At 67.7% G+C, this 23,678-nt stretch carries 18 protein-coding genes and 1 pseudogene; 16 read left to right on the plus strand and 3 right to left on the minus strand.

Annotated features, from left to right (window positions below; all coding sequences use genetic code 11):
* Positions 1–9: 9 nt before the first annotated feature.
* Positions 10–1,068: a hypothetical protein gene (locus BN3385_RS16075; RefSeq protein WP_059018037.1), complete on the minus strand. Its 1,059-nt coding sequence runs from the start codon at positions 1,066–1,068 to the stop codon at positions 10–12.
* A gap of 327 nt (positions 1,069–1,395) precedes the next feature.
* Between BN3385_RS16075 and BN3385_RS16080 the strand changes: the two genes are divergently transcribed.
* Positions 1,396–3,570, plus strand: a complete 2,175-nt coding sequence (locus BN3385_RS16080) for a glutamine synthetase III family protein (RefSeq protein ID WP_059022021.1) — start codon at positions 1,396–1,398, stop codon at positions 3,568–3,570.
* A 185-nt stretch (positions 3,571–3,755) separates the two neighbouring features.
* Here the strand turns inward: BN3385_RS16080 and BN3385_RS16085 are convergent, their stop codons facing one another.
* Positions 3,756–4,223 carry a nitroreductase family deazaflavin-dependent oxidoreductase gene (locus tag BN3385_RS16085; RefSeq protein ID WP_502688103.1) on the minus strand — a complete coding sequence of 156 codons (468 nt, stop codon included), beginning with the start codon at positions 4,221–4,223 and terminating at the stop codon, positions 3,756–3,758.
* 359 nt (positions 4,224–4,582) lie between these two features.
* Here BN3385_RS16085 and BN3385_RS16090 point away from each other — a divergent pair, with 359 nt between their 5' ends.
* The 9 genes and pseudogenes from BN3385_RS16090 to BN3385_RS16130 all read left to right on the plus strand — a co-directional run bounded on the left by BN3385_RS16090 (position 4,583) and on the right by BN3385_RS16130 (position 13,918).
* Complete coding sequence (locus BN3385_RS16090; protein ID WP_231748745.1) at positions 4,583–6,016, plus strand: DHA2 family efflux MFS transporter permease subunit; 1,434 nt, start codon at positions 4,583–4,585, stop codon at positions 6,014–6,016.
* Positions 6,013–6,768 (plus strand): dihydrofolate reductase family protein, encoded by a 756-nt coding sequence (locus tag BN3385_RS16095; RefSeq protein WP_059018043.1) that lies wholly within the window; start codon positions 6,013–6,015, stop codon positions 6,766–6,768. The genes BN3385_RS16090 and BN3385_RS16095 overlap by 4 nt, the downstream gene beginning before the upstream one ends.
* A gap of 25 nt (positions 6,769–6,793) precedes the next feature.
* Positions 6,794–7,171, plus strand: coding sequence for a VOC family protein (locus BN3385_RS16100; protein WP_059018044.1), 378 nt, complete (start codon positions 6,794–6,796; stop codon positions 7,169–7,171).
* A 43-nt stretch (positions 7,172–7,214) separates the two neighbouring features.
* Positions 7,215–8,027, plus strand: a complete 813-nt coding sequence (locus tag BN3385_RS16105; RefSeq protein WP_059022023.1) for a PfkB family carbohydrate kinase — start codon at positions 7,215–7,217, stop codon at positions 8,025–8,027.
* Positions 8,028–8,335: 308 nt separating this feature from the next.
* Positions 8,336–10,258, plus strand: a complete 1,923-nt coding sequence (locus BN3385_RS16110) for a 2-oxoacid:acceptor oxidoreductase subunit alpha (protein ID WP_059022025.1) — start codon at positions 8,336–8,338, stop codon at positions 10,256–10,258.
* Positions 10,255–11,328 carry a 2-oxoacid:ferredoxin oxidoreductase subunit beta gene (locus BN3385_RS16115; protein ID WP_059018046.1) on the plus strand — a complete coding sequence of 358 codons (1,074 nt, stop codon included), beginning with the start codon at positions 10,255–10,257 and terminating at the stop codon, positions 11,326–11,328. Before BN3385_RS16110 ends, BN3385_RS16115 begins: the two co-directional genes overlap by 4 nt.
* Positions 11,329–11,339: 11 nt before the next feature.
* Positions 11,340–11,912: a molybdenum cofactor guanylyltransferase gene (gene mobA / locus BN3385_RS16120; protein WP_082690505.1), complete on the plus strand. Its 573-nt coding sequence runs from the start codon at positions 11,340–11,342 to the stop codon at positions 11,910–11,912.
* Positions 11,913–13,013: 1,101 nt separating this feature from the next.
* Positions 13,014–13,241 (plus strand): annotated as a pseudogene (locus tag BN3385_RS16125) (transglycosylase family protein); the annotation flags it as partial.
* Between the two features lie 185 nt (positions 13,242–13,426).
* A complete protein-coding gene (locus BN3385_RS16130) occupies positions 13,427–13,918 on the plus strand; it encodes a transglycosylase family protein (protein ID WP_059018053.1) in 492 nt (163 codons plus the stop codon).
* Between the two features lie 27 nt (positions 13,919–13,945).
* Here BN3385_RS16130 and BN3385_RS16135 read toward each other — a convergent pair whose 3' ends face one another.
* Positions 13,946–15,112 carry an FAD-dependent oxidoreductase gene (locus BN3385_RS16135; RefSeq protein ID WP_059018055.1) on the minus strand — a complete coding sequence of 389 codons (1,167 nt, stop codon included), beginning with the start codon at positions 15,110–15,112 and terminating at the stop codon, positions 13,946–13,948.
* A 38-nt stretch (positions 15,113–15,150) separates the two neighbouring features.
* On the opposite strand from BN3385_RS16135, the gene BN3385_RS16140 reads away from it, so the two are divergent.
* The 6 genes from BN3385_RS16140 to BN3385_RS16165 all read left to right on the plus strand — a co-directional run bounded on the left by BN3385_RS16140 (position 15,151) and on the right by BN3385_RS16165 (position 23,677).
* Entirely contained in the window at positions 15,151–17,178 is a 2,028-nt protein-coding gene (locus BN3385_RS16140) for a S9 family peptidase (RefSeq protein ID WP_059018056.1), read from the plus strand.
* A gap of 24 nt (positions 17,179–17,202) precedes the next feature.
* Positions 17,203–18,459 (plus strand): saccharopine dehydrogenase family protein, encoded by a 1,257-nt coding sequence (locus BN3385_RS16145; protein WP_059018058.1) that lies wholly within the window; start codon positions 17,203–17,205, stop codon positions 18,457–18,459.
* 95 nt (positions 18,460–18,554) lie between these two features.
* Positions 18,555–19,166 carry a DUF937 domain-containing protein gene (locus BN3385_RS16150; protein WP_059018060.1) on the plus strand — a complete coding sequence of 204 codons (612 nt, stop codon included), beginning with the start codon at positions 18,555–18,557 and terminating at the stop codon, positions 19,164–19,166.
* Between the two features lie 49 nt (positions 19,167–19,215).
* Positions 19,216–21,882, plus strand: a complete 2,667-nt coding sequence (locus tag BN3385_RS16155; protein WP_059018062.1) for a valine--tRNA ligase — start codon at positions 19,216–19,218, stop codon at positions 21,880–21,882.
* Positions 21,882–23,285, plus strand: coding sequence for a bifunctional tetrahydrofolate synthase/dihydrofolate synthase (gene folC / locus BN3385_RS16160; protein ID WP_059018064.1), 1,404 nt, complete (start codon positions 21,882–21,884; stop codon positions 23,283–23,285). The genes BN3385_RS16155 and folC overlap by 1 nt, the downstream gene beginning before the upstream one ends.
* The gene (locus BN3385_RS16165; protein WP_059018066.1) at positions 23,282–23,677 is read left to right on the plus strand and encodes a DUF4233 domain-containing protein; all 396 of its coding nucleotides are present in this window, start codon (positions 23,282–23,284) and stop codon (positions 23,675–23,677) included. The genes folC and BN3385_RS16165 overlap by 4 nt, the downstream gene beginning before the upstream one ends.
* Position 23,678 lies beyond the last annotated feature (1 nt).

Genomic DNA, 23,678 nt, shown 5'->3' on the forward strand with positions numbered 1-23,678 from the left:
CCGCGGGTGTCAGTCCGCCGACTTGTGGGCGCCCCGCTTGCCCGATGCCCGGCCCGAGCCGCCCGAGGCTCCGGAGGAGGACTTCTCCGCACCGGCGCTGGCCGGCGAGTCGGACTCCTTCTTGGCGCCGGTCGCTGCGGCGGCAGCCGCCCGCGTGGTCCGGGCGCTGCCCGCCTTGGCCGGGGCCGAGGCGTCGCTGTCGTCCTCGGATGCCTCGGTGTCGTTCTTGGTGGGTTCGGCGGCTTCGACTTCGGGGGCTTCGGTGTTCTCCTTGTCGGCCACCGGAGCCGACGCGGTGTCCTCAGTACTGGAGGGGGTGGCGGTGCGCAGTACGGCGGTGGCTGCCGTGGCGGTCGCCGTCTGGCCGGTGAGCACCTTCTGGATCACCGCGGTGATGGTCGAAATGCCCTGGGCGACGGCGGTGGTGACGTTTTTGATGCCGGTCTGGATGACGGTGCTCAGATCGGTGGTTCCGATGGCACCCAGCACGTCGCTGACGGCGGCGGTGACGGCGGTGACGACAGGCGCGACGGCATCGGGCAGTGCGGCGGCGATGGTCAGTGCTCCGCTGATGAGTTTGGGCGCGAGCGTCAGCAGCTGGCCGATCTTGTCCAGGCCTTGCTGGATGGCCGTTCCCACGTTGCCGCCGATGGCTGAGGCCAGCTGTTGGCCGGCGTTGGCCAGCGCCTCGGCGATCGTCGAACCATTGGCCAAATCGGCGATCACGGCGCTCACCGCGGTCTGGATGGCCGTCAGCAGAGCACCGTTATTGGCCGTCAGTTGTTCGACGATGGTCGCCAAAAGCCCGCTCAAGTCGAGGTTGAATCCGCCGCCCCACCAATTCTGGGAACCGCCGTGGCCGCCCCAATCCTCTAAATCCCCGTCCCCGTGGTCGTGACCCCCGGACCAGGCTCCGGAATAACCATCGGACAATTGTTCAGTCGCATGGGTCAGCGCGATTTCGACCGACGTGAACGCGGCGGCCTGGCTGTGTTCCAGCGCGGGAACAGCCCCTGCGACCAGCGTGGCGACGGCAAAGGGCGCGACGATCCGCGAAGCGTGCATCATGATTTCCCCTTAAGAGTTTCCGACCCATGAACTCAAGCGGCATCACCATAACCCCACTTAGACCGCATTCGCGCGCCGTTTCGTAAAGGTCTTCCCGGGTTTTTCTCGGATTGCGGAACGGGCTTGAATTCGGTGTCCAGGAATTGCGGTGGCATTCCGTTATCCCGCGACGTTGCTAGAAATGCGGGGTGCCGGGAGATACGCCAGCGTGCGCCGCATTCTGCCGTTGACGCGGACGTAACAAGTTTGGAACCGAAGCTTCCTACTGTGGGCCGGTCGCATGCCCGCGAAGCAGACGCGGGTGTCTTGGGTGAAGAGGAAACACAGTTGAGCGGAAACACCGTCAGGCTTCAGGCGATCAATAGCGTCGAGGCATATGTACCCCCGGCGATCAGCTTCGACCCCGCTGAGGAGCCCGGGGAGATCTTCGGATCCAACGTGTTCACCAAGGCCGAGATGCAGCTGCGCCTGCCCAAGTCGATCTACAAGTCTGTCGTCGCCACCATTGAGAAGGGCGAGAAGCTCGATCCGGCCATCGCCGACTCGGTCGCGGCGGCCATGAAGGACTGGGCCCTGGAAAAGGGTGCCACCCACTACGCCCACGTCTTCTATCCGATGACCGGACTGACCGCCGAGAAGCACGACAGCTTCCTCGAGCCGGTTTCCGACGGGCAGACGCTGGCCGAATTCGCCGGCAAGACGCTGATCCAGGGTGAGCCGGACGCCTCCAGCTTCCCGTCGGGTGGTCTGCGCAGCACCTTCGAGGCCCGCGGTTACACCGGCTGGGACGTCACCAGCCCGGCCTACATCCTGGAGAACCCGAACGGCAACACGCTGTGCATCCCGACGGTATTCGTCTCGATGACCGGTGAGGCGCTGGACTACAAGACCCCGCTGCTGCGCAGCCAGCAGGCGATGGGTACTCACGCCGAGCGCATTCTGAAGCTGTTCGGCCACAAGGATTTCGACCACATCGTGTCGTTCTGCGGCCCTGAGCAGGAGTACTTCCTGGTCGACCGCCACTTCTTCCTGGCCCGCCCCGACCTGATCAACGCCGGGCGCACCCTGTTCGGCGCCAAGCCGCCCAAGGGCCAGGAGTTCGACGACCACTACTTCGGCTCGGTGCCTGACCGCGTGCTGGCCTTCATGATGGACACCGAGCGTGAGCTGTTCAAGCTCGGCATCCCGGCCAAGACCCGGCACAACGAGGTCGCGCCCGGCCAGTTCGAGATCGCCCCGATGTTCGAGCGGGCCAACATCGCCGCCGACCATCAGCAGCTGCTGATGACCACGTTCCGCAACATCGCCAAGAAGCACGGCATGGAGTGCCTGTTCCACGAGAAGCCGTTCGCCGGCGTCAACGGGTCGGGCAAGCACGTCAACTTCTCGGTGGGCAATGCTCAGTTCGGCAGCCTGCTGGTGCCCGGTGACACCCCGCACGAGAACGCCCAGTTCCTGGTGTTCTGCGCCGCGGTGATTCGCGCGGTGCACAAGTACGCCGGTCTGCTGCGGGTGTCGGTGGCCTCGGCCACCAACGATCATCGCCTGGGTGCCAATGAGGCTCCGCCGGCGATCATCTCGATCTTCCTCGGCGAGCAGCTGGCCGATGTGTTCGAGCAGATCGCCAAGGGTGCGGCCACCTCGTCAAAGGGCAAGGGCAGCATGATCATCGGCGTCGACACGCTGCCGGAGCTGCCGACGGATCCGGGCGACCGCAACCGCACCAGCCCGTTCGCCTTCACCGGCAACCGGTTCGAGTTCCGCGCCCCGGGCTCGGGCCAGACCATCAACGTGCCGATGATCATCCTCAACACGATCATGGCCGACTCGCTGGATTACATGGCCACCGTGCTGGAGAAGGCGGTCGGCGAGGGCGAGGACTTCGACTCCGCGGTCCAGACGCTGCTCACCGAGATCATCACCGAGCACGGTGCCGTGGTGTTCAACGGTGACGGCTACTCGGAGAACTGGCAGATCGAGGCCGCCGAGCGGGGTCTTCCCAACCTGAAGACCACCCCGGACGCCATTCCCGAGCTGATCAAGCCCGAGGCGGTCGCGCTGTTCGAGAAGTACGGCGTGTTCAACGAGCGCGAGCTGCACAGCCGCTACGAGGTCCGGCTCGAGCAGTACGTGCTGACCATCGCCGTGGAGGCCAAGCTGGTTCTGGAGATGGGGACGACGGTCATCCTGCCCGCCGCCATCCGCTACCAGACCGAGCTGGCTCAGAACGTCGCCACCCTCAAGGCGGCGGGTGTGGATGCCGACACCACGCTGCTGACCGAGGTGTCGGGTCCGATCTCGGCGCTGACCGCGGGACTCGCCGACCTCAAGGCCGCGTTGGGTACTCACGTCGAGGGCGCTGCCGAGGAGGCGCTGCACTACCGCGATGTGGTGCTGCCGGCCATGACGGCGGTGCGCGAGGCGGCCGACGGGCTCGAAGGCCTAGTGGCCGACGACCTGTGGCCGCTGCCGACCTACCAGGAGATGCTCTACATCCTCTGAGTTAGTTGTTCACGGGGCACTTACTGCTGGCTGGGTCCGCAGTAAGTGCCCCGTTCAGCATCTGGGCCGCAGCTTTCGCCGTCGAGTTTCACGTTTTGCCGCCAAAGATCGAGTGGACCGCCGCAAAACGTGAAACTCGCGGCACAGCGGCGAACTACCGGTGTCGGAGAGGCGGTTTCGGCGTTTCAGGGCCGGCGGCGCAGCGCGAAGACCCGCAATTCGCGGCTGGTGCGGGTGCGATACGACTTGTACATCGGGTAGGCCAGGAACCGCTGCAGCGCCCGGTCCCGTTCTGTCCCGGTGAGAAGTGCTGCCGAGACGGGGATTTCGACGCCGTTGATCGCCACCACCGCCTCAGGGTCGGCGATCAGATTCGCCGACCACGCCGGGTGGTGTTGTTGGCCGAAGTTGCTCCCCAGCACGAGTAGCCGGTCTCCGTCGCGCAGGTAGCTCAGTGCCGCCAACCGCGGCTGACCCGATTTTCTGCCGGTGGTCGTCAGCAACAACTCGGGCAGTGAGGTGGGGCCGAACAACGTGTACTTGCCTCGGGTGGCCCGCAGCACCCGCCGGTCCAGCGGAACGAGCAGCCGGACGAACCGTGACCCGGCAGGGGAGGAGGCCAGGGCGTAGAAGGGACGGAAGATCGTCAGCATCCGTTCCTTGCCCCAGTGGGCGTCGGGAAAATCCTGCGGCACGGATGTCATAGTGCCCGATCCCGACGCCACTGACGGGGCGGATCCCACCACAGGTGGCCACGGGCACCTGAGTCGAGCGCCGGCGAAGGTTTCAGCCTTGGCTAGATCACGCCGACACCACCGAAACACGTCACCGGACGCTTGCGGACGGAACAAGGTGGCGATGCTGGCCTGGCGTTGGCAAATCAGATTCGCGAACTGGCTCGAAACCTCCTGGCTGGCTTGATAGTTCGACGATCTGAGTTCGAGAGCGGGCCGCCGTCCGGTGTGTGAAGATCGGCTTCGAGCTGTTATCTCCAGCAGTGGCGGGAGGGATGATGTCGCCATCGACCGGCGTGCATCCTTTTCGGGCGCTGTGGGCCATGATGATCGGGCTCTTTCTCATCGTGGTCGACTCGACCGTCTTCGCGGTGGCCAATCCGGTCCTGAAACAGGAGTTGGGTGTCGACTACGGCTCCGCCCTGTGGGTGACGAGCGGCTACCTGTTGGCCTTCTCGGCGCTGCTGTTGGTCGGCGGGCGGTTCGGGGACCGGTTCGGGCCGAAGCTCATCTATCTGCTCGGGTTGGCGATCTTCAGCGCAGCATCGGTGTGGTGCGGCATGTGCTCGTCGCTGGAGATGCTGACCGTCGCGCGGGTCGCCCAGGGCGCCGGTGCTGCATTGTTGGTGCCACAGATCTTCACCACGATCACCCGTGCCTTTCCGTCCGAGCGGCGCGGTATGGCGATGAGCGTCTGGGGCGCCACGACGGGGTTGGGTTTGTTCGCGGGCCCGATACTCGGCGGCCTTCTGCTGGGTGGGCTGGGCTGGCAGTGGATCTTCTTCATCAACGCGCCGATCGGCGCGGTCGGTTTCGTACTCGCGGCGTTGTTCGTTCCGGCACTGCCGGGTCGGCGGTTGGACTTCGACCTTCTCGGCGTGCTGCTGTCCGGGGCGGGTATCTGCCTCATCGTTTACGGCCTCCAGGAAGGCCAGAACGCCCAATGGTCGGCAGGGATCTGGCTGACGATCCTCGGCGGGCTGGCCTTGATCGCACTGTTTTTCGGATGGCAGGCCATCCACCCGAACGAGCCGCTGATTCCGCTTCCGCTCATCGTCGACCGGAACTTCGTGCTGTCCAATGCCGGTGTCGCCCTGGCCAGTTTCACGTTCGTGGCATTCGTCGTCCCGCTGATGATCTATCTGCAAGAGGTGCGGGGGTTGGAACCGGTGCGGGCGGCCGTGCTCGCCGCGCCGATGGCCATCGCCACCGCTGTGCTGGCGCCGGTGGTGGGCTGGATCGTCGACCGGGTTGATCCGCGTCCGATCGTGATTCTCGGTTTCGCGATGCTCGCGGTCGCCCTGTTCTGGCTTGCGCTGGACATGACGGCGGTAACCCCGGTGTGGCGGCTGGTGCTGCCCCTGGCGTTGGTCGGCGCCGCAGGAGCGTTCACGTGGGAACCGCTGGCGGTCATCGCATCACGGGCGCTGCCCACCGATCTGGCGGGCGCGGGGTCGGCGGTGTGTAACACGGCCCGGCACTTCGGGGCAGCGCTATCCAGCGCCAGTGTCGCTGCGCTGATGGCCGCCCTGATCGGTGACGAGCAGTCCAGCGGGGTGCTCGCCGAGGCGATGCCGCGCTCGATGTTGTTGCCGGCGTGTGCCGCCGCGGGCGGCGTCCTCACCGCGCTGTTCCTGGTGCGCCGTGATCGCTCACCGGCTCAGGTTGTTCTGCAAGAGCTTCCGAGCAGACCAGCGAGCGTGCCCCGATGACCATTCTTGCCGGCGAATCACCTCCGATGGTCCATGACGCCGAGACGCTCACCGACGAGGACTTGCGCGATCTGTTCGCCTACCCGGCGGTCCTTCGCAGCCCGCTGTTTCGGGCCAACTTCATCGCGAGCATCGACGGGGCGGTGACCCTCGAGGGCTCTGGGCGCAAACTCGGTACGCCGACGGATCGCCGCGTATTCGGCCGGCTGCGTGAAGTCGCTGATGTGGTGCTGGTCGGTGCGACCACAGCGTGGTCCAAGCCCTACGTCGATATCCGGATGTCCACCGAGGCAGCGTCCTGGCGGCTCTCGAGGGGCCTGGCCGCCGCGCTGCCGGTGGCGGTGGTGTCCAGTCGCGGGGTTCTGCCGCCTGCGGTGCTCGGCAATCCGACGGCGCCCCCGGTGGTCCTCGTCTCGGAGAATGCCGACATTGCCGCGCGACGTGCGCTGCACCGATCCGGTGCCCGGGTGACTGAGCTCCCGGGAGGCCGCATCGATTCGGCGGCAATCCGAAGTGCGCTGGCAGAACTCGGCCTGCATCGTGTGCTCGTCGAGGGTGGTCCGACGCTGTTCTCTCAGCTCGTCTCCGACAACGAGATTGACGAGCTGTGTCTGACGACGAGTCCCAAGCTGGTGGCCGGACCGGCACGCCGCATCGCCGCGGCCGATGGCCACGTCGAGATCAACATGCAACGCAAAGGCATCCTGGCCGGTGGCGACGGAACCGTCATCGTCCGATGGGCCCGCTGCTGACCTCTGCCCCGAATACGCTCCCTTCATGGATGCGGTCCTCTACGTTGTCGACCTCGCGCGGATGGTCGCCTTCTATCGGGATGGGCTGCGCCTTGCCGAGTTGAGCCGCCACGATGGCGGAGCCGAGCTGCGGTGTGGGGCGTGCACCCTGCATCTGGTGACGGTCCCGGAGTCGGTGGCAGCCGAGATCGTCATCACCGACCCTCCGGTACGGCGGGAGGAGACGCCGATCAAGCTGATCGTGCCCGTCGAGAACTTGGCCGAGGCAAGGCGGCGTGCCGAAGAACACGGTGGCGTCGTCGACGGCCCCGACCATGAGTGGGTGTGGGCGGACAGCTGGCGCGTGGACGCCGTCGACCCCGAAGGCAACGTTGTGCAACTAGCGGCGCCGCGGCAGCACTAGCATTTCGCCCGTGCCGCCGCAGCCCGCCCCGCTCGTCGCGGGTGTGACCGTGCTGGGCAACCTCGCTGTCGACATCATCGATGGAGGGGATCCCACTCCGGGCGGGTGCGCGTCGTTCGCCGGGGTAGCACTGCAGGCCGCCGGCGGCCACGGTCGGATCGTGGGACTCGCGGCTGAGCCGGACCTGCCGCTGTTCGCGCCGCTGCTCGACCGATTCGGCTCGATCCTGACAATCCTGACCGCCGAGCGGACGAGCTCGTTCCGGCTGGACTACGACAATCTGGACCACCGCAGGATGTCGGTCGAGGCGATCGGTCCGGTCTGGGGTCCACGGGACGTCGACGCCGCCGGGCCGGACACCACGTGGGTGCATCTGGCGCCGCTACTGCGTACCGACTTCCCCGCCGACACCCTGGCGCTGCTGGCCCAGCGCGGGCACCGGGTGGCCTACGACGGGCAGGGTCTGGTGCGCGCCGACCGGCTGGGGCCGCTGGTCGTCGACCGGCACTACCCACCCGAGCTGGTGGCCGGCATCGACATCCTCAAGCTCGCCGAGGATGAGGCCGTCATCGTTGCCGGCGGCCCCTTCGGCCAGGCCGCCGCCGACCGGCTGGGTGTCCCCGAGATCCTGGTGACGTTCGGATCGCAGGGGTGCGACATCTACACAGGGGGCAGTTGCGTTCGTGTTCCTGCAGCGTGGCGCGTCGACGACGTGCACACCACCGGCGCCGGCGACATGTTCACCTCCTGTTATGTGGCCAACCGCGCGGCGGGGGCGGAGCCGGTCTGGGCGGCCAGGGCCGCCAGCGAGCTCGTTGCCGCCGAACTCGAGAAGCGGCGCCACGACGCGTCGTAGCCGTACGCATCGGAACGGGCGCGGCGCGGAGCTACTCGCGAGTAGCGAAACTCTTAGAGTTAACAAGCTCGTAAAAGTGACGAACGACACACCGATGTCTCATTCCGCCGTCCATCATGGCTGTGAGCTGTGACTTTGTCCCCTTGATTTCGGCGTGTCAGGTCTCACCCGCGGTATAGCTTGCCTAAGAAAGTGCAATAATCGGTACTGCGAGTGACAGCAACTGAAGACGGCTGTCCGATTTCGCTGGCGCGTCGTTGGACCGCGACACGGAATTGGCCCCAGAAGAACCAATGAAAGGCGGGCACGTGGGTCCGAACGGCAACGGAGCTACGGGTAACCGGCAGAAACTCGAGAAGGTTGTCATCCGGTTCGCCGGCGACTCCGGCGACGGTATGCAGCTGACCGGTGACCGGTTCACCTCGGAGGCCGCGCTGTTCGGCAACGACCTTGCGACGCAACCGAATTACCCCGCCGAGATCCGCGCCCCCCAGGGCACGCTGCCGGGTGTCTCGTCCTTCCAGATCCAGATCGCCGACTACGACATCCTGACCGCGGGTGACCGCCCCGACGTCCTGGTCGCGATGAACCCCGCGGCGCTCAAGGCCAACATCGACGACCTGCCGCGCGGCGGCCTGGTGATCGCCAACTCCGACGAGTTCACCAAGCGCAACCTGGCGAAGGTCGGCTACGAGAGCAACCCGCTCGAGGACAGCAGCCTCTCCGAGTACGTCGTGCTGCCCGTCGCGATGACCACCCTGACCCTCGGCGCCGTCGAGGAGATCGGGGCGTCCAAGAAGGACGGCCAGCGCGCCAAGAACATGTTCGCCCTGGGTCTGCTCTCGTGGATGTACGGCCGCCCGATCGAGACCAGCGAAACCTTCATCCGGGAGAAGTTCGCCCGCAAGCCTGATGTCGCCGAGGCCAACGTGCTGGCGCTCAAGGCCGGCTGGAACTACGGCGAGACCACCGAGGCCTTCGGTACCACCTACGAGGTGGCCCCGGCCAAGCTCGCGCCCGGCGAATACCGGCAGATCTCCGGCAACACCGCCCTGGCGTACGGCGTGATCGCCGCCGGTCAGCTCGCCGACATCCAGGTGATCCTGGGCAGCTATCCGATCACCCCGGCCTCCGACATCCTCCACGAGCTGTCCAAGCACAAGAACTTCAATGTGCTGACCTTCCAGGCCGAGGACGAGATCGCCGGCATCGGTGCCGCCATCGGCGCCTCCTACGGCGGGGCGCTGGGCGTGACCAGCACCTCTGGCCCCGGCGTCTCGCTGAAGTCCGAGGCCATCGGCCTGGCCGTCATGACCGAGCTGCCGCTGCTGGTCATCGACGTCCAGCGTGGTGGACCGTCCACCGGCCTGCCGACCAAGACCGAACAGTCCGATCTGCTGCAGGCGCTGTTCGGCCGCAACGGTGAATCGCCGGTCGCGGTGCTGGCGGCCAAGTCCCCGTCGGACTGCTTCGAGGTGGCCATCGAGGCCGCCCGGATTGCGCTGACCTACCGGACGCCGGTCATCCTGCTGTCCGACGGTGCGATCGCCAACGGCTCGGAGCCCTGGCGGATCCCGGACGTGGGCAGCTTCGCCCCGATCGATCCCAAGTTCGCCCAGCCGGGCGAGGATTTCGCGCCCTACAACCGCGACCCGGAGACGCTGGCCCGCCAGTTCGCCATCCCGGGCACACCGGGTCTGGAGCACCGCATCGGTGGCCTGGAGTCGGCCAACGGTTCGGGCAACATCTCCTACGAGCCGGCCAACCACGACCTGATGGTCCGGTTGCGTCAGGCCAAGATCGACGGCATCTCGGTGCCCGACCTCGAGGTCGACGACCCGACCGGTGACGCCGAACTCCTGCTCCTGGGCTGGGGTAGCTCCTACGGCCCACTCGGTGAGGCCTGCCGCCGCGCCCGCCGGCGGGGCATCAAGGTGGCCCACGCCCAGCTGCGCTACCTCAACCCGTTCCCGGCCAACCTCGGCGAGGTGCTCGCGCGCTACCCGAAGGTCGTCGTTCCCGAGATGAACCTCGGCCAGCTGGCGCTGGTGCTGCGCGGCAAGTACCTGGCCGACGTCCAGTCGGTGACCAAGGTGCAGGGCATGGCTTTCCTCGCCGACGAAGTCGAAGGCATCATCGACGGAGCCCTCGACGGAACGCTCAGTGAGACCGAAAGTGACAAGGCGAAGTTCGCCAGGCTGGCGGCTGCGACTGCGGGAGTGAACGCATGACCGACCTGATCGGAACAGACCTTCTGGCCCCGGCGTCGAAGACCGCCGGCGTCCCCACCACGGACGAGCCGCAGAAGGCCAAGGACTTCACCACCGACCAGGAAGTGCGCTGGTGCCCGGGGTGTGGCGATTACGTCATCCTCAACACCATTCGCAACTTCCTGCCCGAGCTCGGGCTGCGGCGGGAGAACATCGCCTTCGTCAGCGGTATCGGCTGCTCCAGCCGGTTCCCGTACTACCTGGAGAGCTACGGCTTCCACTCGATCCACGGCCGCGCCCCGACCATCGCGACCGGCTTGGCGCTGGCCCGCCCCGACCTGTCGGTCTGGGTCGTCACCGGTGATGGCGACGCCCTGTCGATCGGTGGCAACCACCTGATCCATGCGCTGCGCCGCAACGTCAACATCACGGTCCTGCTGTTCAACAACCGGATCTACGGCTTGACCAAGGGTCAGTACTCGCCGACCTCCGAGGTCGGCAAGGTCACCAAGTCCACCCCGATGGGCTCGCTGGACTACCCGTTCAACCCGGTGTCGCTGGCGCTGGGCGCCGAGGCCACCTTCGTGGGCCGGGCACTGGACTCCGACCGTGCCGGCCTGTCCGAGGTGCTGCGCGCTGCCGCCGCACACCGCGGTGCCGCACTGGTCGAGATCCTGCAGGACTGCCCGATCTTCAACGACGGCTCCTTCGACGTGCTGCGCAAGGAAGGCGCCGAGGAGCGGGTCATCAACGTCAAGCAGGGCGAGCCGGTGGTCTTCGGTGCCAGCGGTGAGTACTGCGTGGTCAGGTCCGGGTTCGGCCTGGATGTCGCGAAGACCGCCGACGTCTCGGCCGCCGACATCGTGGTGCACGACGCCCAACTCGACGACCCGGCGTACTCGTTCGCGCTGTCCCGGCTGTCCGACCAGAACCTCGAGCACACGGTGATGGGCATCTTCCGGCAGGTCAACCGGCCCGCCTACGACGATGCCGCCCGCGACCAGGTCCGCCTGGCCCGCGAGGCGACACCGCATGACCTCCACGCGCTGCAGTCGCTGCTGCGTGGCCGCGACACCTGGACCGTGGACTAACGGGTCACGCCGTGGGTGCCTCCGCTCCGCTGGCCGCTGTTGTCCTGGCCGGCGGTGCGTCGCGCCGCATGGGCCGTGACAAGGCCACCCTGCCGCATCCGAGCGGTTCGACCACCATGGTTGAGCACACGGTCGAGGTCCTCAGCCCCCGGTGCGCCCCGATCTTCGTGATCGCCGCACCTGGGCAGGCGTTGCCGACCCTGACCGCTGAGGTGCTGCGCGACGAGGTTCGTGGCGTCGGGCCACTGTTGGCCACTGGGCGTGGCCTGCGCGCCGCTGCCGCCGCGGGTCTGGAACGCGCCTTCGTCACCGCCGTGGACATGCCGAATCTGTCGGTCGAGGTCATCGACGCCCTGGTGGATTACGACGGCGTCGACATCGTGCTGCCGTGGGACGGCCGCGACCACTACCTCGCCGGGATCTACCGCACAGGACTGGCCGACCACATCGATTCACTCGTGGCTGCCGGCGAACGCAGTATGCGGGCGCTGGCCGAGACGGTGGTGACCCAGCGCGTGGTGGTGCGGTTCGAGCATGAGCTGGCAAACATCAATTCGCCGGTGGATCTGGCTCAGCAACAATAACGAACTTCCGATATTTCGCCGCTGGGACCGCTCCAATAACAAATCGGTATCGACCAGGTGTCCGAGAGGTGTCGGACGGTTGTCGCCCGCTGACGGAAACCCTTGCGCCCGTGGTCTTTTGGAGCGCTCGTCGAAGTGATGGGGCGGTCCGGTGCGGCGGCGCGGGATCGTCGCCGAGTCGGGGATCGTCGTGCGGCCGCCGCTCGGCCCGCAGGGCGGTCGACGGCGTCGCCCTACTGGCCGACGGCCGGCGGCAGCATCCGCAGTCGCCGCGAGGTGCGCTGCGGCATCGGCGAAACCCTATGGTCAAACGCCTCTTGAGGTGGTAGAGCGCCCGGGGAACGGGCCGGGTGCGTGGGTCCAGCCGACGTCGAGGGTTCGGTCAATTCAATGAAAGATTCTGCAGCGCAACAGTTTACGATGCGCAAACAGAAGAGCGATCGGCGATCCCGGACAGCTAACACTCTGCGCGTCTGATACCGCGGGTACTGGGCGTCGGGGCGGTTGATCTGCCGAAACGGCCCTTTTCATCGGCGTCGAGGCGTCCTGCGTTATCAAAACTACTGTGACGCAGGCCGCAAAAATGGCGTGATTTAGGTCACTAAATTGTCGGGCGCGTCACTTTCGGGGATCGCCGGAAATCGCCCAGCTGACCTGCACGGACTTCTCGCAGAAACGCATCGTGATCGTCTTGTTATCAAAACGAGATTGGCGTGTCGTGATGTGACTTCGCCCAAATGCCTCCGTACGGTCCTACCCGTTCCCAAAAGGAGCAAACAACTACACAGAAATAAACCCTGCGTGTGAGTGGGGCTGGGGAGGTCGAGGGGCCTCCTACGGACTGCCGGTGACCAAACCCGGCGCGACCGGCCGGCCACCACTGTCGTGCCCGACCGAGACGGTGCGACCCGAGGACACCGGTCCTGGATTTCAGGTTCCCCGCCACCCGGCGGGCGACTCCCCGGCGGACGCGCGGCGAAAGGATAGATGTTGAACCACCTCCGCAAGACGCTCGCACGGTCCTTCGGTATGGCCGCCATCGGCGGCGCCATGGTCGTCGCTCCGATGGCCCTGGGTACCGGCACCGCTTCCGCCGACAGCGGCGTGAACTGGGATGCGGTGGCCCGTTGCGAGTCCGGCGGTAACTGGGCGATCAACACCGGGAACGGCTACTACGGCGGCCTGCAGTTCACCATGGGCACCTGGCGTGCCAATGGCGGCTCCGGCTCGCCGCACATGGCCTCGCGTGAGGAGCAGATCCGCGTGGCCGAGAACGTGCTGCGCACGCAGGGCATCGGCGCGTGGCCGGTGTGCGGTCGCCGCGGCTGATCTGACGTTCGTCACGAGGGTGGCCCCGGACCATACGGTCCGGGGCCACCGTCGTCTCATTAAGAACTCCTCTATCAGAAATCTCAGAAATTTCAATTGACACGCCAGTAACACCCGCCGCTTGAGGTGCGATTCACCTCACAACAGCGCAGAAGTTGCGCCCCTTGGTCGGGAAGGGCACACAGATGAGCACCATTCGCAGGATCGTCACTCTGGCAGTCATCTCCGGAGCGCTGGCTCTGGCCGGATTCGTTCTGAGCATCGGGAACGCCTCCGCCGATAGCGGCGTCAACTGGGACGCCGTGGCGCAGTGCGAGTCGGGTGGCAACTGGGCGGCCAACACCGGGAACGGCTTCTACGGCGGCCTGCAGTTCAAGCAGGCCACCTGGGCCGCCAACGGCGGCGTCGGCACCCCGCACACCGCATCCCGCGAAGAGCAGATCCGCGTCGCCGAGAACGTCGTGCGCAAGCAGGGCATCGGCGCCTGGCCGACCTGCGGGGCAAAGGCCGGCGCTCCGACCTTCGCCGTCCCGGTCTCCACCGGCTCCGGTGCCCCGGCACAGGACCCGTGCGCCAACGTGCTGAGCGGGCCGTTCAAGTCGATCGACTTCAACAAGATGTGCCAGGCCATCAACAACCCGGGCAAGGCCATCGCCAACGCACTCGGACTGCGCTGACACCCCCGCCAACGACGCCCAGCCGGTTCACGCCGACTGGGCGTCGTTGCGTGTGGGCAGTTGAAAGGCCGACCGGGCCGCGATCGTGGCCAGGTGCCGCGTCACGAGTGCTTCGGGCATCAGGACCGTGGCCCGGCTCAGCACCCCGCTGAGGACAGCAGGCCGCAGGTTCACCATCCGGCCGATCATCCGCGATTCCCGCACCAACGCAGCTACCCGCCGGCGCCGGAAGGCGGCGTAGGAGGCGAACGCCGCCGGCAGGTCGTCGCACAGCGCCACGAACGCCCCCAGGACTGCGGCGTCCTCGAGTGCCTGGCAGCCACCCTGGCCCAGATGCGGACGCATCGGGTGCGCCGCATCGCCCACCAGGACCACGGGCCCCGACGCCCACGTCTTCGCGGTCGCCCGGTCATAGAGGTCGTTGCGCAACACCACGGCCGGGTCGGTGGCCGCCAGCATCGCCGGAATCGGTGCGGCCCAGGACGCCAGCTTCGCCCGCAGATACGCCAGCTCACCGTCCGGGGCGGTCCGGCCCTCGGCCACCCGTTCGGTGGCGAACCAGTAGGTGCGACCCGGGCCCATCGGGACGTGGCCCACTTCGGTGCCCGGCCCCATCGTCTCGCCGGCCAGCGCGGCATCCACCGCCATCGAGGCCACCCCGCGCCATGCGGTGTAGCCGGCGTAGCGGTGGGGCAGCGGACCGTTGAGGTGGCGGGCGATCACCGAACCGGTGCCGTCAGCGCCGACGACGGCGTCCACGACACGGTGCGACGCATCGTCGAGGTTGAGCCTGACCCCGCCCGGGGTGACCGCGATATCGTGCACCGCCACCCCGGACACCACCGTGTCCGGAGCCAGGGCGCCGCCGAGCACGTCGCGCAGGGTGGCCCGCTGCAGCACGACCAGCGGCTCGCCGAGCGCCGTCACGATGCGCTCACCGGACGGCTGACGCAACCAGCGACCGTCACGCCAGCGGATCGCGCCCGCGGTCACCCGGCCACCGGCGGCCCGGACCTGATCGCCGAGTCCGAGGACGTCGAGCGCCGCGAGGGCATTGGGCCAGATGCTGATGCCGGCTCCCGAACTGGTGTCGGTGCGTTCTTCGATCACCGTGACGGAATGTCCCCGCTGCTGCAGCGCGACGGCGGTGGCCAGTCCGGCGATACCCGCACCGACGACGGCGATGTCGGCCATGCCCTCGACCCTAGTGCCGGCTGTGCTACGAACGGGGAATGACCTCAGGTCCTTTCGATGACTTCAGCGATCTCGATGCCTACTTGGCCCTGCCCCGAGTGTCCGGGCTGGCGGTGTCACCCGACGGATCCCGCGTCGTGACCACTATCGCCGAACTCAGTGCCAAGAAGACCGAGTACGTCAGCGCGGTGTGGGAACTCGACCCGGCCGGAGCGCAGCCGGCGCGACGGCTGACCCGCGGCGCCAAGGGGGAGTCTGCACCGGCGTTCACTGCCAACGGAGACCTGCTGTTCACCGCGGTCCGGCCCACCGACGAGGACGACAAGCCGCCCGCCGCGCTGTGGCGTCTTGCCACGGCGGGCGGGGAGGCCGCCCGTCTCGCCGAACTGCCCGGCGGGATCAGCGCCGTGCTGGCGGCGGCCGAGGCGCCGGTGGTCGTGGCGACCGGGCCGCTGTTGCCCGCTGCGTCGTCCGTCGACGATGACCGGAGGCTGCGCTCGCTGCGCAAGGACAACAAGGTCACCGCGATCCTGCACAGCGGATATCCGGTGCGGCACTGGGACTCTGACCTCGGCCCCGATCAGACGCATCTGTTCACGGTGGCGCAGGACGGGACGCTGACCGACGTGACCGTGCAGCCCGGGGCTGCACTCGGCAGCGAGCCGCAGGTGGCCCTGAGCGCCGACGGCAGTTTCGCCATCGCGACGTGGCGGGTGCCGGCACCGCGCGCAGCCCTGCGATCGGTGCTGGTGCGCATCGACTTGAGTACCGGCGAACGCACCGTGATCGCCGATGACCCCGAGGCTGATCTGGAGAACCCGGCGATCTCGCCGGATGGCACGGCGCTGGCGTTCACCCGCGAGGCTCTGTCCACCCCGCACGAGGCCCCGCGGATTACGTTGTGTCACACGGTGTTGGGGTTGTCCGGCTGGTCTCAGCTCGCCCCGGACTGGGACCGTTGGCCGGCGTCGGTGACGTGGACGCGTGACGGCTCTTCACTACTGGTGACCGCCGATGACAACGGCCGGTGCCCGATCTTCGCCGTCGGCCTCGACGGTGCGGTGCGCCGCCTCACCGACGACGATTTCAGCTATTCCAACGTGATCGCCGCCCCCGGCGGGGTGATCTACGCGCTGCGCACCTCCTATGCCGCGCCGCCGCACCCGGTCCGCCTCGACGCGGCGGGCGTGACGGTGCTTCCGTGTGTGGAGTTGCCGCAGCTACCGGGGGAGCTCACCGAGGTGACGGCGAGCGCCGCCGATGGAACCCCGGTGCGGTCCTGGCTGGTGCTGCCGGCACCGGCGGGCAGGAGCGAAGCGACTCGGGGAGATGGTGAGCCCCATCCTGCGCCGCTGCTGCTCTGGATCCACGGCGGACCGCTGAACAGCTGGAACGTCTGGTCCTGGCGGTGGAACCCCTGGCTGATGGCCGCCCGCGGCTACGCGGTGCTGCTGCCCGACCCGGCGCTGTCCACTGGCTACGGGCAGGACTTCATCCAGCGCGGCTGGGGAGCCTGGGGAGGGGCGCCGTATGAGGACCTGATGGCCGCCGTCGACGCCGCCTGCGCCGATCCGCGGATCGACGCCGAGCGCACCGCGGCGATGGGTGGATCCTTCGGTGGCTACATGGCCAACTGGGTGGCCGGGCACACCGACCGGTTCCGGGCCATCGTCACCCACGCCAGCCTGTGGGCCCTCGACCAGTTCGGGCCCACCACCGACGGCGCCTACTACTGGGCACGTGAGATGACACCGGCCATGGCGCAAGCGAATTCACCGCACCGCTTCGTCGGCCGGATCAACACCCCGATGCTGGTGATCCACGGGGACAAGGACTACCGCGTGCCCATCGGTGAAGCGCTTCGGCTGTGGTACGAACTGCTCACCGAATCACGGCTGCCCGCCGCCGACGACGGCACCTCGCCGCACCGGTTCCTCTACTTCCCGAGCGAGAACCACTGGGTGCTCGCACCCCAGCACGCCAAGCTCTGGTACCAGGTCGTCACGGCCTTCCTGGCCGAGCACGTGCTGGGCCAGAGCGTCGCGTTCCCCGACACCGTGGGGTAACCGCGTCCCGGTAAGTTGGCGGACATGACCGCAGAGCAGCGTGAATTCGACATCGTTCTGTACGGGGCCACCGGCTTCGTCGGCAAGCTCACCGCCGAGTACCTGGCGCAGGCCGGCGGGGGTGCCCGTATCGCGCTGGCCGGCCGTTCGCCCGAACGGCTGCTGGCCATCCGCGAGACGCTCGGCGAGGCGGCGCAGTCCTGGCCGATCCTGACCGCCGACGCCTCATCGCCGTCATCGCTGAACGACATGGCTGCGCGGACCCGCGTCGTGGTGACCACCGTCGGCCCCTACAGCCGCTACGGCCTGCCGCTGGTGGCTGCCTGCGCGGCCGCCGGTACCGACTACGCCGACCTCACCGGTGAGGCCATGTTCGTGCGGCAGAGCATCGACGACTACCACAAGGAGGCCATCGACACCGGCGCGCGCATCGTGCACGCCTGCGGATTCGATTCCATCCCTTCGGATATGAGCGTGTTCGCGCTCTACCGGCGCGCCCAGCAGGACGGTACGGGTGAACTCGGCGACACCAACTTTGTGCTGCGCGGCTTCTCCGGCGGAGTGTCCGGCGGCACCGTCGCCTCAATGATCGAGGTGTTCCGGGCCTCGTCCAACGACCCCAACACCCGTCGCCTCTTCGAGGACCCGTACACGCTGAGTCAGGACCGGGCCGCCGAGCCCGAACTGGGTCCGCAGCCCGACCTGCCGTGGCGGCGTGGCCGCGACATCGCACCCGAACTGGCCGGCACCTGGACCACCGGGTTCGCCATGGCGCTCTACAACACCCGAATCGTGCGGCGCAGCAACGCATTACTGGATTACGCCTATGGCACCAGGTTCCGCTACGCCGAGAACATGAGCGTCGGCTCGTCGGTGCTGGCGCCGGTGATCTCGGCGGTCGCCACGGCGGCCAACAACGGGGTGGTGGCCTTGGGCAGCCGGTTCTTCCGGCTGCTGCCGCGCCGGCTCGTCGAGCGGGTGGCGCCCAAGCCCGGCACCGGTCCCAGCGACGAGGCCCGTGAGAAGGGCTACTACCGCGCCGAGACGTACACCACCACGACGGGTGGGGCGCGTTACGTGGCCACCATCGCCCAGCAGGGCGACCCGGGCTACAAGGCCACCTCGGTGATGCTCGGCGAATGCGGTCTGGCGCTGGCGCTCGACCGTGACAAGCTCTCGGATCTGCGTGGCGTGCTCACGCCGGCGTCGGCGATGGGCGATGCGCTGATGGCGCGTTTCCCGGCCGCGGGGATCACGCTGGAGACCGCGCGGCTGAACTGATTTTTCTGTGAGCGGAACTGGTGACCGCGAAGGTCGGCTCGACTAGTGTCGGCTCCGATCACCGCAAACATTCGTCTCGAAGGTGGAACCTCATCATGGCCGGTCTCGAAGACCTCTACAACCAGATCCCCGTGGCGGACATCGCCAGCAAGCTCGGCGCGGACCAGGGTGAGGTGAGCCAGGCGATCCAGACTCTGGTGCCCACACTGCTCGGCAGCATCCAGCACAACGTCGTCTCCGACGACATCGACTCCAGCACGCTGGAGTCCACCATCACCGAGACGGCCACCAGTGGCCTGCTCGACGGCGGCGTGAATGTCGACCAGGTCGACACCGGCCAGGGCGAGGCGATCGTCTCGCGCATCTTCGGCGGTAATGACACCAACCAGGTGGCCTCGGCGCTGGCCGGTGGCGGTGCCGGCGGCAACGACCTGATCAAGAAGCTGCTGCCCATCCTGGCCCCGATCGTGATCGCCTACATCGGCAAGCAGTTCTCCGGTGGCCAGGCCGCTGGTGGCGCGTCCACTCAGGCGGCCTCCTCGGGCGGCGGTCTCGGTGATCTGCTCGGCGGCATCCTCGGTGGTGCGACCGGCGGCGGTGGCGGTGGCAACAACGCGCTGGGCAGCATCCTGGGCAGCGTTCTCGGCGGCAAGCAGGGTGGCGCGATCGGCGACATCCTGGGTGGCCTGCTGGGCGGGAAGCGGTAGACCCCGCACCGCCCGACAAGCTGCTGGCGCCCGTTCCTAGAATTGACGGGTGACTACCACTCCTGACTCTCGTGCCGAGGCCCTGCCCAAGTCGTGGGAGCCGGGAGCGGTAGAGCAGCAGATCTATCAGCGCTGGGTGGACGCCGGCTACTTCACCGCCGACGCCACCAGCGAGAAGCCTCCTTACTCGATCGTGCTGCCGCCGCCGAACGTGACCGGCAGCCTGCACATGGGTCACGCGCTCGACCACACGTTGATGGACGCGTTGACCCGCCGTAAGCGGATGCAGGGCTTCGAGGTGCTGTGGTTGCCGGGCATGGACCACGCCGGCATCGCGACCCAGACCGTGGTGGAAAAGCAGATCGCGGTCGACGGCAAGACCAAAGAGGACTTCGGCCGCGAGCTGTTCGTGCAGAAGGTCTGGGACTGGAAGCACGAGTCGGGCGGCACCATCGGCGGGCAGATGCGCCGTCTGGGCGACGGGGTGGACTGGAGCCGCGACCGCTTCACCATGGACGAGGGCCTGTCCCGGGCGGTGCGCACGATCTTCAAGCGGCTCTACGACGCCGGGCTGATCTACCAGGCCGAGCGACTGGTCAACTGGTCGCCGGTGCTCGAGACGGCCATCTCCGACCTCGAGGTCAAGTACGAGGACGTCGAGGGCGAGCTGGTGTCCTTCCGGTACGGCTCGATGAACGATGCCGAGCCCCATATCGTCGTGGCCACCACCCGGATCGAGACGATGCTCGGTGATACCGCGATCGCGGTGCACCCCGATGACGAGCGCTACCGCCACCTGGTCGGCTCCACACTGCCGCACCCGTTCCTCGATCGCGAGATCGTGATCGTCGCCGACGGGCATGTCGATCCTGAATTCGGCACCGGCGCAGTGAAAGTCACCCCCGCCCACGACCCGAACGACTTCGAGATCGGCCTGCGGCACAACCTGCCGATGCCCTCGATCATGGACACCAAGGGCCGGATCGCTGACACCGGAACGCAGTTCGACGGGATGGACCGGTTCGAGGCGCGGGTCAAGGTGCGTGAGGCACTGGCCGCCGAAGGCCGCATCATCGCCGAGAAGCGGCCGTATCTGCACAGCGTCGGACACTCCGAGCGCAGCGGTGAGCCCATCGAGCCGCGGCTGAGCCTGCAGTGGTGGGTCAAGGTGGAGTCGATGGCCAAGGCCGCCGGCGACGCCGTGCGAAACGGCGATATCGTCATCCACCCCAAGAGCCTGGAACCGCGCTGGTTCGCCTGGGTCGACGATATGCACGACTGGTGCATCTCGCGTCAACTGTGGTGGGGCCACCGCATCCCGATCTGGCACGGGCCGGATGGTGAGACGGTGTGCGTCGGCCCCGACGAGACCCCGCCGGAGGGCTGGGAACAGGATCCCGACGTCCTGGACACGTGGTTCTCCTCGGCGCTGTGGCCGTTCTCCACGATGGGCTGGCCGGACCGCACCCCGGAGCTGGAAAAGTTCTATCCGACAAGCGTTCTGGTCACCGGTTACGACATCCTGTTCTTCTGGGTGGCCCGGATGGTGATGTTCGGGACGTTCGTCTCCGGTGACGACACGATCACCAACGGCGGCGCCCGCGGCCCGCAGGTGCCGTTCGAGAACGTCTTCCTGCACGGCCTGATCCGCGACGAGCACGGCCGCAAGATGAGCAAGTCGCGCGGCAACGGCATCGACCCGCTGGACTGGGTCGAACTCTTCGGTGCCGATGCGCTGCGGTTCACGCTGGCCCGCGGCGCCAGCCCCGGCGGCGACCTGTCGATCGGCGAAGACCACGCGCGGGCGTCGCGCAACTTCGCGACCAAACTGTTCAACGCCACCCGGTTCGCGTTGATGAACGGGGCCGCCCCGGCGCCGCTGCCCGCCGCCGGTGAGCTGACCGACGCCGACCGCTGGATTCTGGGTCGGCTGGAAGAGGTTCGCGCCGAGGTCGATTCGGCCTTCGACGGCTACGAGTTCAGCCGGGCGTGCGAATCGCTATACCACTTCGCCTGGGACGAGTTCTGTGACTGGTACCTCGAGTTGGCGAAAGTCCAGATCGCCAGCCAAGAAGGTGGGGCGCCGGTTTCGCGTACCACCGCGGTGCTGGCGGCGGTGCTCGACGCGCTGCTCAAGCTGCTGCACCCGGTGATGCCGTTCGTCACCGAGACGCTGTGGAAGGCGCTGACGGGTGAGGAATCTCTGGTGATCGCCGACTGGCCGGCGCCGTCAGGCGTCACGCTGGATCCCGCTGCCGCGCAGCGTATTGCCGATGTGCAGAAGCTGGTCACCGAGGTGCGCCGGTTCCGCAGCGACCAGGGCCTGGCCGACCGGCAGAAGGTGCCCGCGCGGCTGTCCGGTATCGAGGGAGTAGGTCTGGACGCCCATGTGCCGGCTGTGACCGCTCTGGCCTGGCTGACCAGCCCGGCCGCCGAGTTCAGCCCGACCGCTCATGTCGAGGTGCGGCTGTCCGGTGGCACCGTGAACGTCGAACTGGACACCTCCGGGACCGTCGACGTGGCCGCCGAGCGTCGGCGCCTGGAGAAAGACTTGGCTGCCGCGCAGAAGGAATTGGCAGGCACCACAGCCAAACTCGACAACGAGGCGTTCCTGGCCAAGGCACCCGACGACGTCGTCGCCAAGATCCGCGGCCGTCAGCAGCTAGCCCGCGAGGAAGTCGACCGGATCACCGCGCGCCTGGCCGCGCTGGCGTGATGAGCGAGCCCACTCCCGACGAGATCGCCGCGCTGCTGCAGGTCGAGCATCTGCTCGACCAGCGCTGGCCGGAAACCAAACTCGAACCGTCAACGGCCCGGATCTCGGCGCTGATGGAGTTGCTCGGCTCACCACAGCGCAGCTATCCGTGCATCCACGTCGCGGGCACCAACGGCAAGACCTCGGTGGTCCGCATGATCGACGCACTGCTGACGGCGTTCCATCAGCGCACCGGCCGCACCACCAGCCCGCATCTGCAGTCGGCGGTCGAGCGCATCGCCATCGACAACGAACCGATCAGCCCGGCCCGCTACGTCGAGGTCTACCGGGAGATCGAGCCGTTCGTGCAGATGATCGACGCCCAGTCCGAAGCGGCCGGCGGCCCGGCGATGAGCAAGTTCGAGGTGCTCACCGCGATGGCCTTCGCCGCGTTCGCCGACGCACCGGTCGACATCGCCGTCGTCGAGGTCGGGATGGGCGGCCGCTGGGACGCCACCAACATCGTCGACGCCCCGGTCGCGGTGATCACCCCGATCGGTCTGGATCACACCGAGTATCTGGGGGAGACCCTCGCCGAGATCGCCGCGGAGAAGGCCGGCATCATCAGCGCCCCGCGTGGCGAGCTGGTGCAGACCGACACCGTTGCGGTGATCGGCCGCCAGGACCCGGCCGCCATGGAGGTGCTGCTGGCCGAGGCGGTTCGCGCGGATGCCGCTGTGGCGCGCGAGGATTCGGAGTTCGCGGTCCGCAGCCGTCAGGTCGCCATCGGCGGTCAGGTCCTCGAATTGCAGGGCCTCGGCGGGGTGTACTCCGATATCTTCCTGCCGCTGCATGGCGAGCATCAGGCCCACAACGCCGCCGTCGCCCTGGCCGCGGTGGAGGCGTTCTTCGGCGCCGGTGCGCAACGCCAACTCGATATCGACATCGTGCGGGCGGGGTTCGCCGCAGCCACCAGCCCGGGCCGGCTGGAGCGGATGCGCAGCGCCCCGACGGTGTTCATCGACGCCGCCCACAACCCCGCGGGCGCGGCCGTCCTGGCGAGCGCGCTGAGCACCGACTTCGATTTCCGGTTCCTCGTCGGCGTGCTCAGCGTGCTGGGGGACAAGGACGTCACGGGCATCCTGTCGGCGCTGGAGCCGGTGCTCGATCAGGTGGTCGTCACCCACAACGGTTCGTCGCGGGCACTGGAGGTCGAGGCGCTGGCCCTGCGGGCCGAGGAGATCTTCGGCCCCGAGCGGGTGGCGCGCGCCGAGACGTTGCCCGACGCCATCGAGACGGCCACCGCGCTGGTCGAAGAGTCCGCCGCCGACGGCGACGGATTCTCCGGTGCCGGCATCGTCATCACCGGCTCGGTGGTGACCGCCGGGGCGGCGCGCACCCTGTTCGGGAAGGACCCGCGATGACCGACGACACGCCAGTGGCTCCGCCGGATCCCTGGAAGAGCTTCCGCGGCGTCATGGCCGGCACCCTCATCCTGGAGGCCATCGTCGTGCTGCTCGCCCTGCCCGTGGTGGGCGCGGTGGGCGGCGGCCTGACCGCCTGGTCGACTGCCTATCTGGTCGGTTTCGCACTGTTCCTGATCCTGCTGGCCGGGGTGCAGGGCAGGCCGTGGGCGATCTGGATGAACCTCGGCGTGCAACTGATCCTGGTCGCCGGGTTCTTCGTCTACCCGGCGGTGGGCTTCATCGGCCTGCTGTTCGTGGTGGTCTGGGGCGTGATCGCCTACCTGCGTGCCGAGGTGCTGCGCAGGCAGCGCCGGGGCCTGCTGCCCGGACAGCAGCAACCCTCCGACTGAC

The sequence above is a fragment of the Mycobacterium sp. M26 genome, from assembly GCF_001494595.1.
GTDB lineage: Bacteria > Actinomycetota > Actinomycetes > Mycobacteriales > Mycobacteriaceae > Mycobacterium.